The following is a 25,132-nucleotide window of genomic DNA, read 5'->3' on the forward strand; positions in this document are numbered from 1 at the left end:
TGTATAATCATTGATTCAGATATTTACTGCTGTTATTGATTTTGCAGATTCAGCGTGTGGCAGGCCACTAGTGCTGCTGTTTCTGTACGGAGCCGTGATTTGCCGAGACTGATCGGAACGAATCCCCGTTCGATGGCCTTCTTCACTTCCTCTTCACTGAAATCCCCTTCGGGACCTATCAGGACAAGAGCATCTTCTCCGGGTTTCAGGATATTCTTCAATAGAGGTTTCTCCCCTTCGTAACAGTGTGCGATAAATTTCTGTCCTTTAAACTCCTGTCCGATGAACCGGTCAAACTCGATCATGTCGTTCAACTTTGGCAGTCGTGCCTTGAGAGATTGTTTAATGGCTGATACCAGAATCTTTTCAATCCGTTCGGTCTTGATAACTTTACGTTCCGAGAAACGGCAGTTGAGGAAAGTCAGTTCGTCAAAACCTATTTCGGTGGCTTTCTCTGCAAACCATTCGTTACGGTCCATATTTTTCGTCGGTGCCATGGCAATGTGTAAATGGCATGGCCATAAAGGCTCCTGGAAAATGGATTCTTTGATGTTTACGAAACAACGTTTGTTGGTTGCAACAGTGATTTCAGCTTTGTAAAAGTTACCTTTACCATCGGTAAGAGTGATTTCGTCTCCGATACTTAACCGCAGAACACGGATACAGTGTTGTGCTTCCTCTTCGGGAAGCTCGTTGCTTTTCTGTATATCGGGAGTATAAAATACGTGCATAATATTACTTACTGATTTTTATTTCTTGAATTGATTTGGTCACGTATCTGGGCGGCTAATTCATAATTCTCATCTTTGATAGCCTGTTCCAGTGCTTCTTCAAGTGTTCTGGAAGTAGCACCGGGCAAATCATGTTCTTCTTCAGCCTCTTCGTCGTTGTCCGTTTTTCCAGAACGGGTTCTTTCTTCTGATGACATATGAAGACATTCTTGTTCAAGAATAGATTCATAAATAAGAATCGGGCAGTCGGCGCGCACTGCCAGGGCAATTGCGTCTGAAGTCCGTGCGTCGATACGTATAATCTCTTCGTCTTTTTTGAGGTAAATATAGGAGTAGAAAATACCATCCTTTGCTTTGTAAATCAATACACGTATCAGGCTGGCTCCCAGTATAGTAAGGCTTGTTATAAATAAATCATGTGTCAACGGACGGGGAGTTTTTACTCCTTTCAGATATAAAGCTGTAGCCTGGGCTTCCGCAGGGCCGATGATGATAGGCAGTTGCCTCTCACCGTTCACTTCGCCTAATAGCATAGCAAACGCGCCTACTTGCGCCTGGCTGTTTGTGATATTTATAACTTGTAATTCTATCTTTTTGTCCATCGTTCTCTTTTACTTAATTTGTTTTACTTTCGCTGGTGTTTGTACTTGAATATCAGGGCAAACAGAATACCGATCACCAGCGCATAAGCGGCAAAGATCAGCCAGATATCCATCCATTCGCGGCTCACCAGTCTACCGTCAGCATACACCGAGAATGCATCAACTACCGCACCGCTGGCATATCCCCCCATGATGGCTCCCAATCCGTTAGTCATCATGAAGAACAATCCTTGTGCACTGGCACGGATAGAAGATTTCGCTTCTTGTTCAACAAACAACGAACCGGAAATGTTGAAGAAATCAAAGGCCATACCATAAACGATCATGGAAAGGATCAGCATCCATAGTCCCGATCCCGGATCTCCAAAACCGAACAGCCCGAACCGGAACACCCAAGCGAACATACTGATTAGCATGACTTGTTTGATTCCGAAATGACGCAGGAAGAAAGGTATGGCAAGAATAAACAATGTTTCGGACATCTGTGAAATGGATAACAGGATGACTGAATGTTTCACTCCGAAAGAATCTGCATATTCAGGGATGCTGGCAAAACTGCTTAAGAAAAGGTCGCCGTAAGTATTCGTAATCTGCAATGCTGCACCTAGAAGCATGGAGAAAAGGAAGAAAATAGCCATTTTCTTTTTCTTGAATAATACCAGCGCATCCAGTCCGAAAGCGGAGAGCCATGATTTGTTTTCAGATTTAGCCGGTCGACAGGCCGGGAGGGTAAATGAATAAAGTCCGAGTAGCAATGCGGAAGCACCGCCCACATAAAGTTGCGCACTTGAATTCTTGAATCCGGTAAGGTCGACAGCCCACATGGCACAGATAAAACCGATTGTTCCCCATACACGGATAGGAGGGAAGTCTTTAATCAGGTCACATTTGTATTGTTCCAGTGCATTGTACGATACTGTGTTAGCGAGGGATAAAGTAGGCATATATACTAACAAGTTGAGCAACATGGCCCAATACATCTGGTCGTATCCCGTTGCGGTAGAAGCGTAGAAGAGACATCCTGCCCCTGCAATATGGCAAAGTCCGTATAAACGTTCTGCATTAAACCATTTATCAGCGATAATACCGATAATACCCGGCATTACCAAAGAGGCAATCCCCATGGTGGCGAAAATGGCTCCGATCTGTCCTCCTTCAAAATGAAGTTCTCTTCCCATATAACCACCTAGTGATATTAACCATGACCCCCATACAAAGAATTGCAGGAAGTTCATAATAATCAAACGAACTTTTATACTCATGACTTTTTTAATTTGTGTTTCTCTTCACGTTCATAAACCTTGCAAATATAATATTTTCGTTGAATAGGTGGATAAGTAATTTGATAAAAAGGGGATAAAAATGGTATAAATGCGAAGAATAGATGAGATTTGGGTGTGAAAAAACAAATGAAGAGGGTATAAAAAAAAGAAGGCTATCTATCCCAGACAGCCAATCTTTGTTAACCTTAAATCTAATACCATGAAAAACACAGTGCAAAGATATGGGGTTTATGTTATACAACATAATGTTTTCTCGGAAATCTTCTGTTTGTTAACTCTAATTAACTTTGAATCTTCCATTTTTCTGTTATTGCCCTCTCTGATCAGTTATACTTCCGGAGAAATGCCTGATATCCGAATGGAAACTTGACTCCGGCACCTTACCGATTATTCTACGTAGAGTACCAACCCTTTTAAATATTCTCCTTCGGGATGATAGATGTTTACCGGATGGTCAGCCGGTTGAGTCAGCTGGTGTAGGATGCGTACACTACGCCCTGACATGGCTGCAGCGGTAAATACGGCAGTACGGAAATTATCTTTGCTTACCACTTGCGAACAAGAGAAGGTGAACAGGATACCGCCCGGTTTGATTTTCTCGAATGCTTTGGCATTCAGCTTACGGTAGCCTTGCAAAGCATTCCGCAATGCATCTTTATGTTTGGCGAATGCAGGCGGATCAAGGATGATTAAATCATACTGGTCGCCCATGCGGTCGAGATATTTGAAAGCATCCTCGGCAAACGCCTCGTGACGGGAATCACCGGGAAAGTTTAGTTCCACATTTTTGTTAGTCAGATCAATCGCTTTGGCTGAACTGTCGACAGAGTGGACGAGTTTCGCACCTCCGCGCATGGCGTAAAATGAGAATCCGCCAGTGTAGCAGAACATATTCAGTACCGAACGGTCTTTGGCATAACGTTCCAGCAAAGAGCGATTTTCACGCTGATCTACAAAGAACCCGGTCTTTTGACCTTTCAGCCAGTCCACATGGAACTTCAATCCATATTCTTGTGCGATATTGTCACTGCTTCCTCCTTTCAGAAAACCGTTTTCAGGGAAAAGGTCTGCTTTAAAAGGAAGAGTTGTTTCTGATTTATAGTAGATATTTTCGATCTTGTCACCCATTACTTCGGATAAAGCTTCGGCAATTGTCATGCGGTCTACGTGCATTCCTGCAGAGTGTGCCTGCATAACAGCGGTTTTGGCATACACGTCAATCACCAGTCCGGGGAGATTGTCTCCTTCACCGTGAACAAGCCGGTAAGTATTGTTGACCGGATTGGTGGCGATGCCGATACTGCAACGCATAGCATATGCTATTTCCAGTTTGCGTTTCCAAAAATCGTGATCGATAGGTTCCTGGCGGAAAGACAGTACACGCACAGCAATACTTCCGATCTGGAAATGTCCTTCGGCAATAAATTCTTTTTTTGAGGTATATACTTCTACAACTTCACCTTCATCGGGCTCTCCGTCAAAACGAGCGATAGCACCGGAAAAAATCCACGGGTGGAATCTCTTAAGAGAATCTTCTTTACCAGGTTTGAGATATACTTTATGCATAATGTAGTCTTTCCTCAACCCTCTTTCCCAACGGGGAAAGGGCTTTAGATGGTTTTATTATTGGTTATTAATCACTTATTTTATTACCTATCACTTCCTCCGTGGGAGAGACTGTAGCTGTTAGCGGAGAAACCTCCCAATCTCCTGTCTGTTTCAGCTCTTGCAGCAGATTATAGATATTGAGGCACGCCCATGCATCGGTAGCAGCGTATTGTTTCTGTCCGTCACTTAATACATCAGCTTCCCAGTTGGACAAGCGTTGTGATTTGGATATTTTTTCTTTGAATAAGATGGCGTAAATCTTTTGCAGACTTTTGTCTTGTATTCCGAATTGACGCACATAGTCCTGCAACTCGATACAGCTTTGTTGGGTAAAAGGTGCGCGTTTATGCAGCATCATAAAGTCGTCTTTCAGTGAAAGTCCCACTTTGATAACAGCCGGGTTTTCTAACAAGTCAACCAATGGTTGGGTCAATCCCGTCATATTGAGACGGAATAAGAAACAGCATTCTTCGGAAGAAATCTGGAGAAGTGCTACTTTGTGCGATTGTCCTTTGGTAAAGGAAGGACGAGTTTCGCTGTCGATACCTATCACAGGTCTGGATTGGAGGTAAGCTACTGCTCTTTCCGTTTCAGCTTCCGACTGGATAACATAAATACGTCCCGGAAAGACAGTTTTCGGGAGTTCTTTTAGTTCATCTTTATCTATGGTTCTTCTTACAATCATTTCTATTTTAATTCATCATCATGGCAATGGCAACCGTCTTCGTGGCAGTGGCAATCATCATCGTGGCAATGACAGCCATCCTCTTCACAACAATCGTTGTCGTCGCTTGGTTCGTAAAATCCTTCTTCCTCTTCTTCCTCCTGGTTGTATTTCACATCATGAAGGGCACGGAGCGTGTTTACCAGTTTCTGTCCCCACAGTGTACCGAAGTTCTCCTGGCAGATAGCCAATGAATCATTCATCGTTTCGTTCAGTCCCAGTTGGAAGACAAATATGAAATCTTTAATATCCTGATAAATGTCGGCCAGGTCTTCCGATATAGACTTCTTGATAGGCTGGTCGCTATACACCATATCTTGTACGAATACGTCCAGATAATCATCCTTGTCGGCCATCAATCCGGAAAGGTTGATGCGCAGAATTTCGTAAATCTCTTCTGTGACATACGTTTCGAGCGCTTCGTCCCCGATAGTCTCACATTTGGGCAGCATAGATGCTTTGAGATAGAGCAGGGGAAGTATTTTTAATGATGTATCAACGAAAGTGCTACGCTTCATGCGTTCGGCACGTTCGAGAAATGCACAAAATTCGGCAGCTACCGTTACGAACTCAATTACGTTTTTATCAAATATCGTTTGGCTTTCTTTTTCCATGATCTATATTGATTTGAAACGCAAAGGTAAGAAAAAGGATTGAATGAGCGTAGTGCTCGTTATTTTTTTATTATTTTTGCAGCTTAGAATCTCATTCCAGTTTTATAAAAAAGAATTAAAGACTCATGGCAAAGAAGAAATTAGATAAGGAGGCGGAACGTACTCCCTCTTCCCCCAGTAAAATAGTGGCTGTATGTAAGAATGAAACCATTCATTTTGTAATCGGATTGATGCTGGTCATCTTTTCCGTTTACCTGTTGTTGGCTTTTTCTTCCTTCTTCTTCACGGGGGCTGCCGACCAAAGTATTATCGATAGTGGCAGTTCGGCAGACTTAGCAGCCGTTAATAATCAGGTGAAGAATTATGCAGGTTCACGCGGAGCGCAATTGGCCAGTTATTTGATTAATGACTGTTTCGGTGTTTCCTCTTTTTTCATACTTGTTTTCCTGGCAGTGGCAGGATTGAAGTTGATGCGTGTACGTGTTGTACGTCTGTGGAAGTGGTTTATCGGCTGCACACTCTTGTTGGTCTGGTTCTCCGTATTCTTCGGATTTGCCTTTATGGATCATTATCAGGATTCTTTCATTTATTTGGGAGGTATGCACGGATATAATGTCAGTCGTTGGCTGATTTCGCAAGTAGGAGTACCCGGTGTGTGGATGATCCTGTTGATAACCGCTATCTGTTTCTTTATATATATAAGTGCACGTACCGTTATCTGGTTGCGTAAACTTTTTGCATTGAGTTTCCTGAAACGCGAAAAGAAAGAAGAAAAAGAGAACGTTCCGGAAGGAGAAGACGATCCGGAATTTACAACTTCCCAACCGCAAGAAATGGAGTTCAATTTGAAACGGACGTATAAACAGACACCTCCTCCGGTACCAGTGATGGATATTCAGGCTGAAGAACCTGAAGAAAACCTCCCTATTAATAAACCGGAAAAGGAAGATACTTCTGTATCTGACGAAAGTGAAGGAGTGACTATGGTATTTGAACCGACAGTTTCCAATCCTGCTCCTATTGTGCAGGAAGACTCTTTGGAAGAGGTGGAACCTGGGTTTGAGGTAGAACCGGCAGCTTCGGAAGAAGAATATCAGGGACCTGAACTTGAACCTTATAATCCTACTAAAGATCTGGAGAACTACCGTTTCCCGACTATCGACCTGATGAAGCATTTCGAAAATGATGATCCGACGATTGACATGGACGAGCAGAATGCAAATAAAGACCGCATCATCAATACATTACGTAGCTTCGGAATCGAAATCAGTACGATTAAAGCAACTGTAGGACCTACGGTAACTTTATATGAAATTACTCCGGAACAGGGAGTGCGTATTTCTAAAATCCGTGGGTTGGAAGATGATATCGCATTGAGCCTTTCCGCTGATGGTATCCGTATTATTGCTCCGATACCGGGTAAAGGAACCATCGGTATTGAAGTACCGAACAAGAATCCGAAGATTGTTTCCGGACAAAGTGTGATCGGAAGCAAGAAATTTCAGGAATCCAAATATGACTTGCCTATTGTATTGGGTAAGACGATCACGAACGAAGTTTTTATGTTCGACCTTTGCAAGATGCCGCACGTATTGGTGGCAGGTGCAACCGGTCAGGGTAAATCTGTCGGTTTGAATGCTATTATCACTTCTTTATTATATAAGAAACATCCGGCAGAATTGAAGTTTGTACTGGTCGATCCGAAGAAAGTGGAATTCAGTATCTATTCGGTGATTGAAAATCACTTCCTTGCCAAACTTCCTGATGGAGGCGAACCTATTATTACGGACGTAACGAAAGTAGTGCAAACCTTGAACTCTGTTTGTGTGGAGATGGATACCCGTTATGATCTTTTGAAGATGGCGCATGTGCGTAATATCAAAGAATATAACGAAAAATTTGTCAACCGTCGTTTGAATCCGGAAAAGGGACATAAGTTTATGCCGTATATCGTAGTGGTGATTGATGAGTTCGGAGATTTGATTATGACTGCCGGTAAGGAAGTGGAACTTCCGATTGCCCGTATTGCACAGTTGGCGCGTGCTGTCGGTATTCACATGATTATTGCTACACAGCGTCCGACTACTAATATTATTACGGGTACGATCAAAGCCAACTTCCCGGCGCGTATCGCATTCCGTGTATCCGCCATGATGGACTCCCGTACCATTCTCGACCGTCCGGGTGCTAACCGCCTGATTGGTAAGGGGGATATGCTCTTCTTGCAGGGAGCTGATCCGGTGCGTGTGCAGTGTGCCTTTATCGATACGCCGGAAGTGGAAGAAATTACGAAGTTCATCGCTCGTCAGCAAAGTTATCCTACTCCGTTCTTCCTGCCTGAATTCGTGAGCGAAGATGGTGGTAGTGAAGTAGGAGATATTGATATGGGACGTCTCGATCCGTTGTTCGAAGATGCAGCCCGATTGGTAGTGATTCATCAGCAAGGTTCCACTTCGTTAATTCAGCGTAAATTCGCTATCGGTTACAACCGTGCCGGACGTATTATGGACCAACTCGAAAAAGCGGGAATCGTAGGCCCTACCCAGGGAAGCAAGGCACGCGATGTCTTGTGCATGGATGATAATGATCTTGAAATGCGATTGAACAATTTACAGTAACCGTTCGTTTATTAATCAAATGAGAAAATACATTTTTAGTGTTTTAATAGCTTTACTGTCTTTGCCTGTGATTGCCCAACAACAGCAGTCGCAGGCTAAAGTCATTCTTGATAAGACGGCAGAGGCGTTTCGTAAAGCAGGTGGTGTAAAGGCCGATTTTACTGTAAAGGCTGTGACGAACGGTCTGGTAGAAGGTGCTGAAAATGGAACGATTCAGTTGAAAGGAGAGAAATTCGTACTGAAAACGTCGGATATCATCACTTGGTTTGATGGAAAAACGCAGTGGAGTTATGTGACAAAGAATGATGAAGTGAACGTCAGCAATCCGACACAGGAAGAGTTGCAGCAGATTAATCCGTATACATTTCTATATATGTATCAGAAAGGATTCTCTTATAAGCTGGGAGCAACTAAGACGTATCGTGGAAAAGCTGTTTGGGAAGTCGTTTTGACTGCCAGAGATAAGAAACAGGAGTTGGAACGTATCACTCTTTTTGTGACGAAGGATACTTATGAACCTTTGTATATTTTGCTTCAACAGCGTGGTCAACAGACACGTAATGAGATAACCATTACAAGTTATCAGACAAAGCAGAATTATGCGGATCAGGTTTTTACGTTTGATAAAAAGCAATATCCCAATGTGGAGGTGATAGATTTGAGATAATATACGTTTATAACAAAACGAAAAAGATAAATTAAAATGGCAGAAATAGAAAAAGTAAAATGCCTGATTATAGGTTCAGGACCTGCCGGATATACGGCAGCGATTTATGCAGGACGTGCAAATTTATGTCCGGTACTTTATGAAGGATTGCAACCGGGTGGCCAGTTGACTACTACTACGGATGTGGAGAACTTCCCCGGTTATCCGGAAGGAATCAGTGGTCCGCAGTTGATGGAAGACTTGCGTGCACAAGCAAGCCGTTTCGGAACAGACATTCGTTTCGGTATTGCTACAGCGGCCGATTTGAGCAAAGCTCCTTATAAAATAACAATCGACGGTGATAAGGTTATTGAAACAGAATCATTGATTATTGCTACCGGAGCTACTGCTAAATATCTGGGACTGGAGGATGAGAAGAAATATGCCGGAATGGGGGTAAGTGCTTGCGCTACTTGTGACGGATTTTTCTATCGTAAGAAAGTTGTAGCTGTAGTCGGTGGCGGTGATACAGCGTGTGAAGAAGCTGTTTATCTTGCCGGACTTGCATCCAAAGTATATCTGATTGTCCGCAAACCTTTTCTGCGTGCATCGAAGATTATGCAGGAGCGAGTAATGAACCACGAGAAGATTGAAGTTCTTTTTGAACACAATGCGGTTGGTTTGTTTGGCGATAATGGGGTAGAAGGTGTAAACCTGGTGAAACGTTGGGGGGAACCGGATGAAGAACGTTATAGCTTGCCTATCGACGGTTTCTTCCTGGCTATCGGACATCAGCCGAATACTGAAATATTTAAAGAATACGTTGATACGGACGAAGTGGGTTATATCATCACGGAAGGTGATAGTCCCCGTACAAAAGTCCCCGGAGTTTTTGCAGCAGGAGACGTTGCCGATCCGCATTATCGTCAGGCTATTACGGCTGCTGGAAGTGGTTGCAAAGCTGCTTTGGAAGCTGAACGTTATCTTTCTGCCAAAGGACTTATTTAATCCGGTTTATATCCGATCATAGAAGGGGATTAAAACCCTTATAAATATAAAAATCACCCATGCTAGAGTTTAATCTGTAGTATGGGTGATTTTGTTGAACAGCATTTGCCGATTGTCTTTGGTCAATATGCTTCTATTTCATCTATCCATAATTCGGCAGGAATGACTTCCGGACCGTTATTCTTTTCAAAGTTGACACCATTACGCAGTGTGCCGCCATTCTTGATTTTGACTTTCAGGAACGTAGCCTGTGTCGGTTCAAATTCAATGGAATCGGTGAATGCAATTCTTCCTGTTTCCGGATAATCGTGTTTCAAAGCTTTTTCGGCTATCGGTGTGTATTGCTTACCGTCTGCTGATACTTCTACGGCAACTCCTCCTGCAGGAAGAATTCTCATGGCAGGATTAAATAAAGAACCGAAAATAACTTTGCTGACTTGTGTCTGCTTATCCAAGTGAACGATAAATTCCAAATCCTTACCTTCAACGATACCGAAGCTACACCATGGAGTATACGAAGCGTTGTTACCTCGTTTACCATTGGTCAGTCCGAAAGTAGTCTGGTCGGCTCCTAATACATCGTTTTCATCGAATATATCGCCTGTCCATCCCATCGTATAATTAACCGTATAGGGCTTTCCTGTCAATAAATTGCCATACAGTGGCTTGTGGGCTACTTTGCCCAATATCTTTCCGTCTTTGAAAGCAGCAGCTTTCAGGTCGATATTGCCTTCAAGAACAAAAGGCTTTTCATATAAAGCGGACGCTTTGGACGGTTCGCTGCCGTCCGTTGTATACCGGATTTCCGCATCCGGGTAAAAACTTTCCAGCAATACCATTAAAGGACCGTTCTCATCTGCGTGCGTATTTATATTTACGTCAAAGAAATTGAGACAAGGCTGGGTGTTCATAACTTTCAAACGTTCAAATTCAGTCACCATCCGTTCGCAGAAATTCTTCCAGTCTTTGTTTGCGTTTTGTGTCCAGGCCGTTTCGGCGATAGCCATTGCACGCGGGAAAGCTTGATAGTCTGTACGTTCTGAAGTTTGCATATACTCTCTCCAGATATTTCCTTGTATTCCGATGATATGTTTCTTGGCAAGCTCGTCAGCGTCGTCCGGAACAGGGTTGTAGCTATATGTTTTCTTCAAGGTATTGTATCCGCCGATAGTAGTCGGAGCAATTTCCGGCTCTTCTTGATAGTAGTCCAAATATACATAAGGATTCGGAGTCATGATGGCATTATGCCCAGCTTTGGCTGCATTCATACCTCCTTCTACACCGCGCCATGACATAACAGTCGCATTGGGAGCCAGACCACCTTCGAGAATCTCGTCCCAGCCGATGATGTTTTTGCCTTTACCATTCAGGTATTTCTCCATGCGGGTAACGAAATAGCTCTGCAACTTATCTTCTTTGCTGTGTTTTATTCCGTCTATCTTACTGGGAGTCGTATCATCTTTCAATCCTAACTGACGGATTAACTGCTGGCAGAAAGCACTGTTCTTCCATGCTGTCTTGGGACATTCGTCGCCACCGATGTGAATGTATTCGCTGGGGAATAATTCTATCACTTCATCCATCACTCCTTCAAAGAATTTGAAAGTCGTTTCACTTGGACAGAATACCTGCTCGAATACTCCCCAGGTAGGAGATACCTTGTAAGTCTGTGTCGAGTCGCATGACAATTCCGGATAGGCAGCAAGTGCAGCCAATGCATGTCCCGGCATTTCTATTTCGGGAACGACATTGATATATTTGCTTGCAGCATAAGCCACTACCTCTTTGATTTGCTCCTGTGTATAATAACCTCCATGTTCTTTTCCGTCGAATACTTGCGGATAGTTTACATAGTAATAGTCTACCAATGTCTTTTCACGCTTGGAACCGATTTCCGTCAATTTGGGATATTTCTTGATCTCAATTCTCCATCCCTGATCGTCTGTCAAATGCCAGTGGAAGACATTCATCTTGTTCATAGCCAGTAAGTCGATAAACTTGTAAATGTAGTCAATCGGTACATAATGGCGGCAAACATCCAACATGAGTCCGCGATGAACAAAACGGGGTGAATCTTCAATTTCTACGGCAGGAACCGACCAGTCAGCTTTCTTATCCAACTGCTTTCCGTAAATTGCCGGAGGGAGTAACTGATAAAGAGTCTGCACTCCATAAAAGAATCCGTTCGGTTGGGAAGCGGTGAGTGTAATGAGACTGGGAGTAACCGACAATTTATAACCTTCTTTCGGCATACCTTCCTGTACAACAAAAGAGATTGCTGTTTTTCCGTCTGCACTTTCAGCTTCTTTCAAGGAAATTCCTGCTGTCAGTTTTAGTTGTCCGGCTAAGCTGTCGGCAATGCTTTTTACTTCCGGAGCATCCGAAGGAACTACGAGGCAGACTTTGTTGTTTAGTTCAAAGCGTCCTTCCTGTGGAAGAATCTGGTTGGGGTTGGGAACGATGTTGTACTCGTTCACCGCTTCTTTTGTCTTCTGACAACTGGGGGTAATCATTAATAAGGACAAAAGAAGAAGAGAAATACTTTTCTTCATGGTCAAAATGTGTGTTAAGTTATAAATAGGTTTGACAGGGCAAATGTACTTGTTTATATGATAAGTTCCAATAATATGGAAATAAAAAAGCCGGAACGATGTCCGGCTTTTAGCTAAAGTTTCAGATTAATTTAGTTATATAATTAAGAGAGAGTTTTTATTTCAGTAGTTGTTCTTCGATGATTTGTACGTACTTCTCCGGAGTGGCTCCGACTTCAATAATCGGTTTGCCGCCTGCAGGTATGAAGAATAAGGTAGGCAATGCCTGTACACCGAAGTGATTGCATAAATCCTTTTCTTTGTCCGCATTAACCTTGTAGAATACAACTTTACCTTTATACTTTTCGGCCAGCTTTTCCATTTCCGGAAGTAAGCGCATGCAAGGTCCGCACCAAGTTGCCCAGAAATCAATCACAACCGGTTTGTCGCCGTTATAAACGAAATCATTCCCTTTTCTGTAGTCGAAGATGTGTTCGAGGAAGAATTGGCGGGTAATCGGATTCAGTTTACCGTCTTCAATTTTAGTTTCCGTTACTTTAGCTTCCGCTTCCGGTATGGGAACCATGTCAAATGGCTGGAAATAAATTTTCTGATGAATATAGTCAATGGATATGATTCCGTAGTCCAGTATTTTTTTGCCTAATACAGAGCGTTTCAAGTACGGGTTCTTCACTGCCATGGCATCTTCAATCTTTGTTTTTACGAACATGGTTTCTGGTAAGATGAGGCTTTCCTCTTCTTGAGTGGCTTCTTTATATCCATTGGAAACTTTTTGGTTGGTTCCTTTGGTGTATTGTGCGCTCCATGTATTGAAATCTTTTTCGGTAAGATTTACCAGTCCTTCGCTCCACGTATCCAGAACAAGAGAAACAGGTTTCCCTTGAATGGATATCGGACATACGATTCCTAATCCTGTAATCAGATCAAAGTTCTCCCGGTAGTTTAATTTCATATAAGAGGGACGATAGGGCTGCGTAATTGTGAGCTTTTTCCGTTGCATATCAATGGTCAGAACAGAAGTGCGGAAAATGGCACCGCTTAATACACCCATCACTCCCAGCTTGCGTAGATACGGTTCGTCTTCCAGAACGAAAGCTGGAAGATCGTTGCTAAACGTATTGTTGCCAATAGCAACAGTTGCCATTTCATATACTTTTCCAACAGGTACTTGTTTGAATACAAAATCCTGATAAGCACTAAAAGTACCGTTCTTCCCCGTGTCGATGTGTAACTTCTTGATGGCCTCAGGAAGCAGGGCGTTATGTCCTGACAGATCGAGGACAAAGTCTGCCACTTCGCCATTTATGGCGGCTTCTACGATTATCTTTCCATCAATGGTTTTGAATGGAATGACCTCTGTCATACTGTTCTGTGTCTGTGCACTGATTCCTCCGGCAATACAAAATGCAAGTAGACAGAGATACATCTTTGTTATTATTCGCTTCATATCTTTTTTCTGTTTAAAGTTCATTTCTCTTTCCTGATTTCAATTCTTTTCTCTTGATTGTCTTTCTTGACAATAATATAACCGGTATCACCGGGGATGGCATTCATGATATCTTCTACAGCCATCTGGCTCATGGGACAATCTTCCAGAGAAGTACCGTTGATGTTAATCACCTGGTCGCCGAAAGCTACTTTATCTTTCATGCTGTCCCAGATCGTTGTGATTTCAAATCTCTCATTGCGTGGCAGTATACTTACGTTCCAGAGAGCTGGAGCACCGCCCATGTCGGTTTTTCCTTCTTCAAACGGAAAAAAGTAGAACCGTCTGCGCATGTAATCGATAATTACTTTACCGTATTCCAGTAAATCCACTCCGATGATGCTTCCATTCATCACCGTGGTCGTACTACCCACATTTGTGAATTCTTTCCCCATGATGTTGATGGGGGGGAACAGTCACCTTCTTTATATCTACCGGCTTGCCCAGACCTGTTATTCCGGCAGCTACGATACCATATCCGTGATTAGTAACTTTTGAAATGTCAGACAGTCTCTCATAATCTTCTGTAGAATAAAGCAGAAATCCATCTGCACCCGTATCGAACAGAACCTTGAAATCATTATCCCCTAAGCGGACGTTGACGATGGAATGATGCTCCGTCTCATCCAACAGTGGAATCCCATCCGTTACTTTTAGTCCTTCAGGACGATACGGATAATTGATAACCATTATTTTAGAACGGGAATCGAATGTAACTACCGACTGTGCGAAAGCGTCTCCTCCAAGAATACCGACAACCCCTAGTCCGGTGAAGAATGGATTCTTTGGCAGTACCATTGTCTTCAACTGCTTGATTTTATAGTTTTCCCCGATAGATACATTCTGTACATGTGCTTCCTGATAATTGGAGCCTTGTGCATTCACATCGGAAATACGCATATATCCTGCGGCAGTAGCTTTCATTTCCGTCGCAGCATCATACATAGTTCCGGTTCTTCCTCCCGTGTCGACGATATATTTCACTTTTATACCGTTAACGGTGACGGGGATAATGATTTTCTCTTGTATAAATTCATAAGGAATGGTGTCGCAAACCTTATTCCGGATTTGCGCTGCCATTCTTTGTCCGCAGTTTAGAAATAACAGCAACCATAAGCCGGTCAGTATTCCTATTCTTTTCATATTATTCTTTTTCATAGATAATATCCTTTACTCCAGAAGCTGTCTTGATCGTCAGTTTCGTTTTCTTCTTCTCTTTCAACTCCGGTATTCCGTTCAGAATACTTTCGCAGAAGTCATATTTCTTAGCAGGTTTGCCATTGATTTTAATCACCTTGTCTCCGACTGCTATCTTACCTTTCGTACTGCTCCATACAGTAGATACATATAAGTCTCCGTCTTTGACCGTCAAGTCAAAATTATTACCTTGATTGTTTATTTCATTGTCCGGTTGAAATGCTTCAAAATAGAATCTTCCGCGTGGATAGTCAATGGTCACTTTACCGTATTGCAACAGCTTGACACCCAATAATGTGTATGGGTGATTGTTGGTGCTGGTTGTTACGTTACGGAATTTGGTGGCTCCGACTGATAACAATGGAATACGAACCCTGTAAGAAGACGCCTTGTCCGCCTGACCGGATACTCCGATACTCCCTTCTCCATATCCTTCGGAAACCACTTCCATAGAGGCTTCGGGTTTGATTTTTTCAAAATCGCTTTCAATAAGAGATAACAGACTGGGATTACCTGTATCAAATAATACAGTTATGTTGCTCACCGGGGCTATCTGTATATTGATAATCGGCATACCGCCATCTTTCGTGAAATTCAGCATTTTCCGTAAAGATACCGTAGAAGGCTTTTCTGCAGATGTGACTATGATATTTTTTGTCTGTGAATCTATGCTGACAATGGTACTGGCAAACAAATCGCTGCCGATAATACCGTCTACTCCAAAACATTCCCAACCTTTTACCTCATCGATAACCAGCGACGGTGCATTTTTAAAGTTGATAATATTATCGGGAGTTGTCAGATTTTCTATCCGCGCAGTTTTGTAATAGCTTTCCACGTTGTTTACATCCGTCACCTTCATCGAGTCCGTAGCCACTATCTGTAGTACTTGGCAGGCTTTGGTCGTGAGTGCGGTACGTCCCCCGGTATCAAAGATAAAAGGACGTGCGGTGCCGTTCACTTTCATTTCGATAACCATTTTTCCGCCTACCATTTGATAAGGTATGGTTGCTTTATATTGTTGGGCGAATAAAGAGACCGCCATGCAAAAGGCGATGACGGTTCCTGTTATACGAGTATACTTCATAGACTAATCTTTATTTGCTGACTTTTTCCGCTTCCAAAATTGCCTGATAAGCATTTACGATACCTCCGGAAATACATAAATCGTCAAAAAGAAACAAATCTTGTGAAGGACTATCGTTCACACGGATTCCTTTTTCTACCTCCACTCCTTTGCGTGAGGTGACGCTTTTCAGTAATATATCACGGATTTGAGAGCCGGTCAGTTTGGGGAAATAAGATTTTACAAGGGCAGCTACACCGGCCACGGTAGCCGAGGCCATTCCTTCACCGGTTCCTTTCTGGTAAGTATCGCCCATATAAGAAGAATAAATATCCGTTCCCGGAGCATAGATGTCAAGAGTCGTTGCGCCGTAGTTCGTGTTCAGTACCGGATTACCTTTCTTGTCGGATGAAGCAACCACCATGAAATTGGTAAGCTCGCCATCCTTGCCCATCTTCCGGTTCGGGAAGAATTCACTTTTATCCATGTCTATCGACAGATCCCAAACAGGAACGATAACTAATGCTCCTTTCTTTTCTGCCTCTTTCAGCGCATCTGTTACCCATTGTTTCTGCTCTTCAGGATATAAGGAGTTCTGTTCCGGCAGTAAGATAACGTCTGCTCCGTGATTTACTGCATAGCGGATGGCCAATGCCATATCTTTCAGGTAAGGTTCCCCTTCTCCCGGATGGATGCGCAAGGTCATGATTTCGGCATTATCGGCAATACCGTTACTTCCGATACCATTGTCACGTTTGGCTGCGATGACACCAGCTTTCATTACACCGATTGCTGCATCCGATGTCAACAGTACATTATTGCCGTAATGCGTGTCATTAATATCCAAAGGATTGTCACCTACAATTTCTCTCCGGTTGTCTGTACCATATTTCTTCAATGCATCTTCGTAGGATGCTTTGGCAGTTTCTGCGCTTTTCTTTCCCATTCTCTGATATACAGTTTCCCACTTGTCTGTATTATAGATGCTGAATGAGTAAGCTGTAAAAACAAAAGCAACTTCAGAAAGACTGTCTCTTTCCGCTTTAGGATTATAACAACTCTGGAATTCTTCAACAGTCAGTTCTTTTCCGGGAAAACGTTTTTTCATGTCCTTGTCGAACTTTTCGATATATTCCTCAATTACATAGGAAAGTTGCAAGCCACCGTATGAACCGCCAATTCTGGATTCCGGCATAACCTTAAAACGATAATAATTGTATTCTTCCATATTTTCCGGTGCGGGAACCTCCTGACGTTTTCCGTTAACGATTTTATAATATTTCTTTCCATCAAAGACATAATCAGCGTATTTATCTTTGAGGCGGAAGAATTCACGTTCTCCTTCACGTGTCAGGGCTTCCATGACCTGACCATCTTTACCGCCGATGAAATTCCATCCATTGATGTCGTCTATCAAACCATTCTTGTCATCGTCTTTCTGGTTCAGCTTTTCTTTGGGATTGACCCAGATAGCCTGTTTCAGATCTTCGTGTTCTACGTCCATTCCTGTTCCGATCAATGCGACGACCGGTCTTTTTTTAGCTTTCTTTTTGTTGGCTTTCAGGTAATCATAGGCCTTGTTTACTTCAGCCCCGTACACACTGTCTTGGTCGAAAGAACAGTTAAACCAGTCCAGTTCGGATTGTTTCTTTTGTGTTTCTACCTTTTGTTTGACTAACTGGGCCGATACTGCCATGCTGACAAAACAGCATACGATAGGAAATATAAGTTTCTTCATTGTTGGATGAGTTATAATTTATACAGTTTAGTTACTTTCTTATTTTTAAAATGGCTTCGCGCACCTGTTCGCCCCGGACGTTGCGTGCTGCGAGTTTGCCTTCTTTGTCAATGACTACAAGGAAGGGGATAGAGTAGAAGCCATAAGCATTCTGGATAGCACTTGGAGTTTTACTGTTTTTAGGGAAGCCTGTCTTGTCCCACAGCATCACCCACGGGAGTTTTTCTTCGTCCAGCATTTTTCTCCATTTAGCTTCGCTGTCATCTAATGAGACGCTGATAAGTTCCAGATCGTCAGCTTTCAGTTCATTGTATATTGTCAGCATGCTACGCATTTCTTTGCGACAGGGACCACACCAGGAAGCACAGAAATCCAGTACGACAATTTTCCCACGGAAATCTTTCAGACTTACATTTTTTCCGTTGGCATCTATGAATGTAAAGTCGGGACATTCCGCGCTGATAATTTGATGGGAGAGGACCTCTACCCGATTTACCAGCCATTTGGCAGATAAAGACTTTCTGTCTTGTTCCGGTATCATATCCAACAACATTTTGTTGGATTGGTAATCATTTATATTTGCCAGATAGGCTAGTGCGGCTGCCATGCCGGGAGTCAGTTTCCCTTTGACAGAAGCAGAAATCGTTGCTATATCCGGATCTCTTTCTGTAGGCATATAGTTTTGTAAAGTCAGAAACGAATCGATGCCGGTGAATGAAAGCGAACTTTGTTCGGGGTTCTTTTCATCAAAGTAACCATTGATTGTTACCGGAGTATTCTCTAGATAAATATCCTGCTCGGTTTCTCCTAAATAAAGTTTATAGACATCAGGGAGGATGTCTGTCTCGTCGGTACTGAATGTGCCATTCGTGCCGATGAGACAGCTTAATACAACGCTTTCGTTCATGTCTTTTATTTGCAAAGTCGTTGGCTTTAATACCTTTATTCTTCCTGATATTTTCAGTCCGTTATTTCCCCATACAGTGGCACTGCATAAGAGTAATATGGTTAGCAATGAATTTCTTACTTTTGTCATTATTATAAGTTTATAGTTAATTGTCAGAGTTGTTATTCTTCATCGGGCGTTTCCGGTATTGGAGGTAAAGGTAAATCCCAATTTTCCGGTCCGTTGGCTATTGCTTCCAGATCAATCTGATATTTATCTTTCAAATATTTTTGTACGAAAGCGAACTTTTCGGCAAGAAAAGGATATTTATCAGCCGGATATTCCTCTGCTAATTGAGCTTGGTTATAGAACATGGAAAGATGCATATATCCTATAAAAGTCTCTTCATTGGTTGGAGGATAAGAGTTATTGTCCGGTGTGCTGATACTATTGAATACATATGTGTTGACACTTCCCGGATATCCTCTGGTAAGATAATAGTTTGGGTCATCTTCCATTCCCAAACCTCTTACCAGATTGGTGACATGGTCGAATCCTGCCTCAAATTCTTCAGGTATAACAATGTTTCCGGCTTTTACAGCTTTTTCCAATATGGGACCCAATATCATTTTCCGGCGTCTGTCAAGCACTGCCCTGTCTGTAGGTATTAAATAAGGATCTCCGGGATTATCTTCTCCGAACATACAAGTGCACCAATAATCCAACCCATCGCGATTCTCGTGTATGGGCACAATCCAACTCGCTAGGATCACGCCTCCAATTTCTAATACGCTTTTACTATGGACATTGTATCCCAAATACCAATACATAGGCAGAACTTTAGAAGTGATCGGCGGATTCAAGTATGCAAAGATTTGCTTTTTCATAAATTCGACATAGTAATTGGTCATTTCATCATTTACACAGCCTTGGCCTTCGTAGCCACTACCATATGTTGTACCTGTCCAGCTCCGGTTAAAATCTTCCTTTTGCAAATCTTTATAAATCAGATATACATTATAGTCTTCGTATATTTGAGCAATGTCATCGTCCCAGCTATTATTTCCTTGAGGTACTTTGAAGCGTAATTCAACGCCTCCTTCTGTAGGAGTCAGTGTATCTTCTTCATAACATGAGGTGAATGCCATACAAGCAAGTAATCCCCATAAAATATATATATTTCTCATATTCATTTCCTTTGTTTAATTCATCAGATATATACTATTAACTTTCCCGTTTTGGAGCTAAAGGATTCTGTTCCAGTTTCTTATTTTTAATCAAGACAGCGTCTGGTATAGGCATAGTATAGGAAGGGTCATTCTGTTTTAATGTATATACCTGTTCTCCCCATCTATGAATAATTTGTGGCATTCCGTAGCGTCGGAGGTCAAACCATCGTTGCCCTTCAAAACAAAGTTCTTTTCTTCTTTCACTTTTGATGAAAGTTTTGAGCGCATCGCCGGTTAATCCGGTAGGTTCAACAAATTTGTCGGGGGCATAACGTTTAGCCAGTAAGGTTTTTAAAGCAGAGAGTGCTGTACCTTCGTCATTATTATGAGCAGCTGCTTCTGCTAGATTTAAATAGGCTTCGCCTAGTCTGAAGGATAAAGCAAAGTTTTCCGATCCACTAGGCTCACCTGTAGCCGAAAGTTTGTACTTGCCAAAAGTTGTGTAAGAGTCTTCATAGAAAACGTAATCATCTTTATTGTACTCTTTCGCTATATACTTTTCTTTTCTTAAATCTCCATCTTCAAAGCTTTCAATCAGGTTATCAGAAGCGATAAAAGCTTCTCTGTAGTAGGTGGTATTACCGAAGTAACCTTCTTCCTCATACTCTACCGACTGATCATTGAACACGGTAAGGTCTGAAACGCTTCCGTATAACCAAATAACTTCAGATGATTTTAAAGATGTAAAATTATAATAAGGCTCTGCCACTGTTGGAGAAGGGAGGGCGTTTAAGTCTATTAAAGAGAAAGACCAGTCATTTATTACTTTATTGGCGTATATAGCTGCATCTTTCCAGTTTTCCATATAAAGAAAAACACGGGATTTCAGTAATTGTATCATTGGAAGGTTGACCAGATAATTGGGCTCATATTGTTTATCTTTGCTCAAAGTAAGGAATAAACGTTCAGCTTCATTCAGATCGTCCACAATTTGGTTGTATACTTCCTCAACGGTGTTTCGTGTCATTAACAGTTGGTCTTCAGGGAGCAGATTGCTGTCTAGTTTGAGCGGAACTCCTAAAGCTTGTTTGTTATAGTTGTATGGTGCTCCAAAATGATTAACCAACATAAAATAATAGAAAGCTCTTAATCCGAGAGATTGAGCTATTACATAATTTTTTTCAGCTTCCGTACCACTTACGTCACCGATATAATCGAGAGCGGCATTGGCACCTAAAATATAGTTATAGTATCCCTCCCAGACATTTTGAATATTGTAACCATTTCTTTCCATAATGAAAAACATATCCGGTTGCCATGTATAAACAGCTTGCTTGGCCTCTACTTCTTTTAGAGAGTTAATACTAAATTCATAATCGGTTTTATGAAACTGAATATCATCGTCGAAGAAACTAAGAAAGGCTAGCAGGCTATTACCTTTGTCTTGTTTGGGATAAGCGGAGCCTATCAGCATTTCCTGCAAAGCATTTGCATCTTTAGGAACATACTCACTTTGAGATTTAGGCTCTAGAAAATCTGAGCAAGAGGATAGCGATAGTAAGGCTATTCCTGTTAGTATATATATAATTCTTTTCATTGTTTATCTTTTTATTTTTTAGAAACCAATGTTAATACCTAATGAATAATTCCGTGGAAGTACACTGTTACTAACTTCCGGGTCGAAACCGTTGAAACGTTTGCTGGCGATAACGAAGATGTTATCCATGTTAAAGTTGAGTGATAGATTTTTCATATATATCTTTTCGCACCACTCGCGTTTCATTTGCCAGGATAAACCGATGTTGCGACAGCGTAAGAAAGAGCCGCTGACCACCATAGCATCAGATTGTTCCCATAATGGAATTCTATAAACATTCTCATTATTGGGCAATTCCACATAGGCCATACCTGCTCTGGGTAAAGAAGGAATAATTGTATGTGCTTCGTCTCCCGGTTCTTTCCAACGGTTCAGTAAATCACGGTTTATATTTGTATACGGATCTGGCATATAATACGAACTTGCGAACTGTTCATATGGCGATGGCAGACGTTTCTTGTTACCAAGTAGAAGTGAAAAACTTGTGTTTAAAGTCAATGATTTATAGCGGAAACTTAAGCTCAATCCACCGGTGAAATAAGGCTCTTTCTGACCAGAATATACCAGATAAGTAGTCGGATCGATTTGTCTGCTACGTTCTTCTTCCGGAATATCCAAAAGATTGAATAAAGCTTCACCGGTTTTCCCGTCTAATCCGGCAAAAGAGTATGACCAGAAACTGCTGAGCGGATATCCTTCTTTTAGTACAATATCTGAACGCCCGCTTAAAAAAGAAGCTGCATTGACATCAATGTCTGTATGTCCTCCTTCATTCCAGTTCTTGGAAGCATTCAGGCTGACACTTAATGCGTAGTCTCGTTTTTGTATCGGGGTGAAAGTTAATGTATATTCGATACCTCTGTTGTGGATAATACCACCGTTGCGTTTCATGGATGTTATTCCATATTCATAAGGTAATTCCAACTCAACAATCGCATTGGAACGTCGTGTATAATATTCCAGATTCATATAAAACATACTGAATAACTCCAGGTCTACACCGAAATTCCATGATTTGGTACGTTCCCATGATAGATTCGGATTTGGGATTTGGGAGATGGTAGACTGATATCTGTTGTATAGATTAGCTACTTTTCCTTGATTTAAAATCAAATCCGGACTAATCCGCGTTACTGCATTTCCTTGAATACCATAGGTGCCGCGGAAATTTAAGGTTGTTATCCATTTTACATATTTCTTCATGAAGTCCTCTTCTGAAGCTCTCCAGGAGAAACCGAATGAATAGGTAGGATCAATACGGTGATTAGCATCCTGACCGAAACGGTTGGAGGCATCATTACGTATGTTTGCATTAACGACATATCGGTTTTTGAGTGAATATGCCAATGTGGCGAATACGGAAAGGTAATTGTCTGTAGTATTGACTTTTCTCCATCCACCGTCATATATCCTTTTTAAAAGCCCCCATCCTTCGTCTTTAGAACCTGTAATAGGTGTAAAAGCTTGTGGAGTGGTTGGCAATGTTATTACTTCTCCTCTATCCGGGGCATATCCCCATACAGTATTGCTGACACCTTTATTGGTGGAAGAACGTAATTCCATACCTACTAAGGCATTAATTCGGTTCTCGTTATTGAAGGCTTTACTGAATTGCAGTTTATTCTGAATGTTGTAAGAGTACTGCTGTGCGTTGTTTGTGAATAATTCACCTCCAAATGGGAGTAAGGCTGCTCCAAACTCTTTACTGTTTGGTGAGACAGAGTTGAAATCATAGCCGCGATATGTTTCAGCAATATAGAACGTTTGTTCGGTTTCCCAGGCTTCGTTCGTACTGTTATTATCAGAATATCCTCCGGTGAATTGGTAAGTCAACCAGTCCAGAATATTCCATTTCAAGTCCAATGAAGCTGACATAAAGCTTGATTTGGATTTTGACCCACTATTGTTCCGTTCATTTACGAAATTGTATGATAATGATTTTACTCCGCTATTGTATGTATATGTGGCGTTCTTTTGATAGTAGGCATCGGGATCTATTGAGCGATTGGTAGTAGTAGCATACCCCATAGGGTTGACTCCCCCGGCAAAGCCATTATTCGTCGTTACGCTACCGTTAATCGTTGCATTAATCGTCAGTTTTTGTACCGGGCGTATAGTGATGGCAACGCGTCCGGTCATACGTTCACTGTCGTTTCCAATTTCCTGTCCTTCACTATTGGAATATCCCATAGAAGCTGCATAACTGTATTTATTTGTTCCACCGGAAACACTTATATTATGGTTATGACTGAAAGAGCGGCGGGTTAGCAGTTTGAACCAATCCGTGTTTTGTGTTTCCAAAACATTGCGTTGTGCCAAAAAATCTTCAGAAGATATATCATGCGACAGATACATATTCAATAATCCTTCATAAGTATATATTTGTTTGATTGGTTCTGCGCCATAAGGAGTTCCCCAGTTAAAAGCTTCTTGTGAAAACTGTACTCTTTCTTTGGAGTTCATGTAGTTGAACTGTCCGTAGTTAGGACGCGTACCTATTACAAAATTAGATGTGTAATTGACGCTTAGGCGGTCAGTCGTATTCTTTTTGGTTGTGATTTCAATAACACCATTAGATGCTTTCGAACCGTAGATAGCGGTTGCGGAAGCATCTTTCAGAATACTGATGCTTTCGATATCAGCAGGATTCAACCAGGAAATCTGATTACCGATGATGTTTTTTAAGTCCTCTGTCATTAAAGAAGATGCATTCAGCTCCAGTGGGTCTTCCTGAATAATGCCGTCAACTACCCAAAGTGGATCTTGATTACCCAGTAAGGTACTTGTACCGCGGATTTGAATTTTCGGGGCAGTACCTACACGGCTACTTGTATTAGTGACAATCATACCTGCTACACGTCCTTGCAGCATTTGGTCGATAGTGGTATACGAAGGCATTATAATATCTTTTGCTTTTACTGTAGTAATGGAACCTACCAAGTCACGGCGCTGAATATTCTGGTAACCGGTCACAACTACTTCGTCGATTTCCGTGCTGGAACTGTTTAAAGTGACATTAATCGTTTTCTTTCCTGTATATCTTACGGTTTTTTTCTCCATTCCAATGAATGAGTAAGTCAATATCAGTCCTTCCTGTGCCGGAATGTTAAAAGTGTAGTTTCCGTCCAGCCCGGCGATGGCTCCGTGCTTTGAACCCCGTACGGTAACCGTGGCCCCGGGAAGGGCTTCACCACTAGCGTCACGTATCCATCCGCTGATAGTGATTTTGTTCGTTTTTCTTTTCTTGATAACGATGGCATTGCCTGACACTTCGTAAGTCAGGTTGGTGCCCTCCAAGCATTCATCCAGAATCTCGGTGATCGTTTTGTTTTTTGCCCTTACGCTGATATCGGTTATGTTAGCGATATCTTCTGTTGCATACATAAAGATGAACTTTGTGCGGTTTTGCAAATACCAAAGCGTGGATTCCAGGCTTTCGCCTCTCAAATCAACGGAGATTCGCTGATTGTCTTGTGCTTGAATCATAAGTGAAGAAAGGGAGAATATGCATAAAAGACAGGATTTAATGAAATGTCTGCTTACACAAGATACTCCCTTTGATAAGGACTGTGCTCGTTTTTTCATAATGCGTTAGTTATAATATGTA

17 protein-coding genes and 1 pseudogene are annotated in these 25,132 nt (G+C 41.9%); 3 read left to right on the forward strand and 15 right to left on the reverse strand.

Going from position 1 to position 25,132, the window contains the following annotated elements:
- Positions 1 to 32: 32 nt before the first annotated feature.
- The 6 genes from NXV01_RS10260 to NXV01_RS10285 all read right to left on the reverse strand — a co-directional run bounded on the left by NXV01_RS10260 (position 33) and on the right by NXV01_RS10285 (position 5,562).
- Positions 33 to 731, reverse strand: a complete 699-nt coding sequence (locus tag NXV01_RS10260) for a 16S rRNA (uracil(1498)-N(3))-methyltransferase (protein ID WP_074558500.1) — start codon at positions 729 to 731, stop codon at positions 33 to 35.
- An 8-nt stretch (positions 732 to 739) separates the two neighbouring features.
- Entirely contained in the window at positions 740 to 1,333 is a 594-nt protein-coding gene (locus NXV01_RS10265) for a bifunctional nuclease family protein (RefSeq protein WP_074558501.1), read from the reverse strand.
- A gap of 23 nt (positions 1,334 to 1,356) precedes the next feature.
- Positions 1,357 to 2,595, reverse strand: a complete 1,239-nt coding sequence (locus NXV01_RS10270; RefSeq protein ID WP_217721580.1) for a nucleoside permease — start codon at positions 2,593 to 2,595, stop codon at positions 1,357 to 1,359.
- Positions 2,596 to 3,003: 408 nt separating this feature from the next.
- A complete protein-coding gene (locus NXV01_RS10275) occupies positions 3,004 to 4,182 on the reverse strand; it encodes a class I SAM-dependent rRNA methyltransferase (protein ID WP_234131895.1) in 1,179 nt (392 codons plus the stop codon).
- Positions 4,183 to 4,249: 67 nt separating this feature from the next.
- Positions 4,250 to 4,909, reverse strand: a complete 660-nt coding sequence (locus NXV01_RS10280; protein WP_148364351.1) for a 3'-5' exonuclease — start codon at positions 4,907 to 4,909, stop codon at positions 4,250 to 4,252.
- A gap of 2 nt (positions 4,910 to 4,911) precedes the next feature.
- Complete coding sequence (locus tag NXV01_RS10285; RefSeq protein WP_217721582.1) at positions 4,912 to 5,562, reverse strand: DUF5063 domain-containing protein; 651 nt, start codon at positions 5,560 to 5,562, stop codon at positions 4,912 to 4,914.
- A gap of 125 nt (positions 5,563 to 5,687) precedes the next feature.
- On the opposite strand from NXV01_RS10285, the gene NXV01_RS10290 reads away from it, so the two are divergent.
- The 3 genes from NXV01_RS10290 to trxB are packed head-to-tail and all read left to right on the forward strand — an operon-like array spanning position 5,688 to position 9,834.
- The gene (locus NXV01_RS10290) at positions 5,688 to 8,180 is read left to right on the forward strand and encodes a DNA translocase FtsK (protein WP_259022305.1); all 2,493 of its coding nucleotides are present in this window, start codon (positions 5,688 to 5,690) and stop codon (positions 8,178 to 8,180) included.
- A 19-nt stretch (positions 8,181 to 8,199) separates the two neighbouring features.
- The gene (locus NXV01_RS10295; RefSeq protein WP_259022306.1) at positions 8,200 to 8,847 is read left to right on the forward strand and encodes a LolA-like putative outer membrane lipoprotein chaperone; all 648 of its coding nucleotides are present in this window, start codon (positions 8,200 to 8,202) and stop codon (positions 8,845 to 8,847) included.
- A 36-nt stretch (positions 8,848 to 8,883) separates the two neighbouring features.
- The gene (gene trxB, locus NXV01_RS10300; RefSeq protein ID WP_004309849.1) at positions 8,884 to 9,834 is read left to right on the forward strand and encodes a thioredoxin-disulfide reductase; all 951 of its coding nucleotides are present in this window, start codon (positions 8,884 to 8,886) and stop codon (positions 9,832 to 9,834) included.
- Between the two features lie 122 nt (positions 9,835 to 9,956).
- Here the strand turns inward: trxB and NXV01_RS10305 are convergent, their stop codons facing one another.
- From NXV01_RS10305 to NXV01_RS10345, 9 genes and pseudogenes are all read right to left on the reverse strand, one after another.
- Complete coding sequence (locus tag NXV01_RS10305; RefSeq protein ID WP_259022307.1) at positions 9,957 to 12,386, reverse strand: beta-N-acetylhexosaminidase; 2,430 nt, start codon at positions 12,384 to 12,386, stop codon at positions 9,957 to 9,959.
- 157 nt (positions 12,387 to 12,543) lie between these two features.
- Positions 12,544 to 13,833, reverse strand: a complete 1,290-nt coding sequence (locus NXV01_RS10310) for a thioredoxin domain-containing protein (RefSeq protein WP_148364356.1) — start codon at positions 13,831 to 13,833, stop codon at positions 12,544 to 12,546.
- 20 nt (positions 13,834 to 13,853) lie between these two features.
- A pseudogene (locus tag NXV01_RS10315) lies at positions 13,854 to 15,015 on the reverse strand (pepsin/retropepsin-like aspartic protease family protein).
- Position 15,016: 1 nt separating this feature from the next.
- Positions 15,017 to 16,156, reverse strand: coding sequence for a hypothetical protein (locus tag NXV01_RS10320; RefSeq protein WP_259022308.1), 1,140 nt, complete (start codon positions 16,154 to 16,156; stop codon positions 15,017 to 15,019).
- Positions 16,157 to 16,166: 10 nt separating this feature from the next.
- Entirely contained in the window at positions 16,167 to 17,873 is a 1,707-nt protein-coding gene (locus tag NXV01_RS10325) for a S8 family serine peptidase (protein WP_259022309.1), read from the reverse strand.
- Between the two features lie 31 nt (positions 17,874 to 17,904).
- The gene (locus NXV01_RS10330) at positions 17,905 to 18,909 is read right to left on the reverse strand and encodes a peroxiredoxin (RefSeq protein ID WP_259022310.1); all 1,005 of its coding nucleotides are present in this window, start codon (positions 18,907 to 18,909) and stop codon (positions 17,905 to 17,907) included.
- Positions 18,910 to 18,941: 32 nt separating this feature from the next.
- On the reverse strand, positions 18,942 to 19,952 hold the full coding sequence (locus tag NXV01_RS10335) for a hypothetical protein (protein WP_195648447.1): 1,011 nt from the start codon (positions 19,950 to 19,952) through the stop codon (positions 18,942 to 18,944).
- Between the two features lie 31 nt (positions 19,953 to 19,983).
- Positions 19,984 to 21,525: a RagB/SusD family nutrient uptake outer membrane protein gene (locus tag NXV01_RS10340; protein ID WP_195648446.1), complete on the reverse strand. Its 1,542-nt coding sequence runs from the start codon at positions 21,523 to 21,525 to the stop codon at positions 19,984 to 19,986.
- Positions 21,526 to 21,543: 18 nt separating this feature from the next.
- Positions 21,544 to 25,110, reverse strand: a complete 3,567-nt coding sequence (locus NXV01_RS10345; protein ID WP_258979645.1) for a SusC/RagA family TonB-linked outer membrane protein — start codon at positions 25,108 to 25,110, stop codon at positions 21,544 to 21,546.
- Positions 25,111 to 25,132 lie beyond the last annotated feature (22 nt).

The organism is Bacteroides sp. BFG-606 (assembly GCF_024788145.1).
Classification (GTDB): Bacteria; Bacteroidota; Bacteroidia; order Bacteroidales; family Bacteroidaceae; genus Bacteroides; species Bacteroides vicugnae.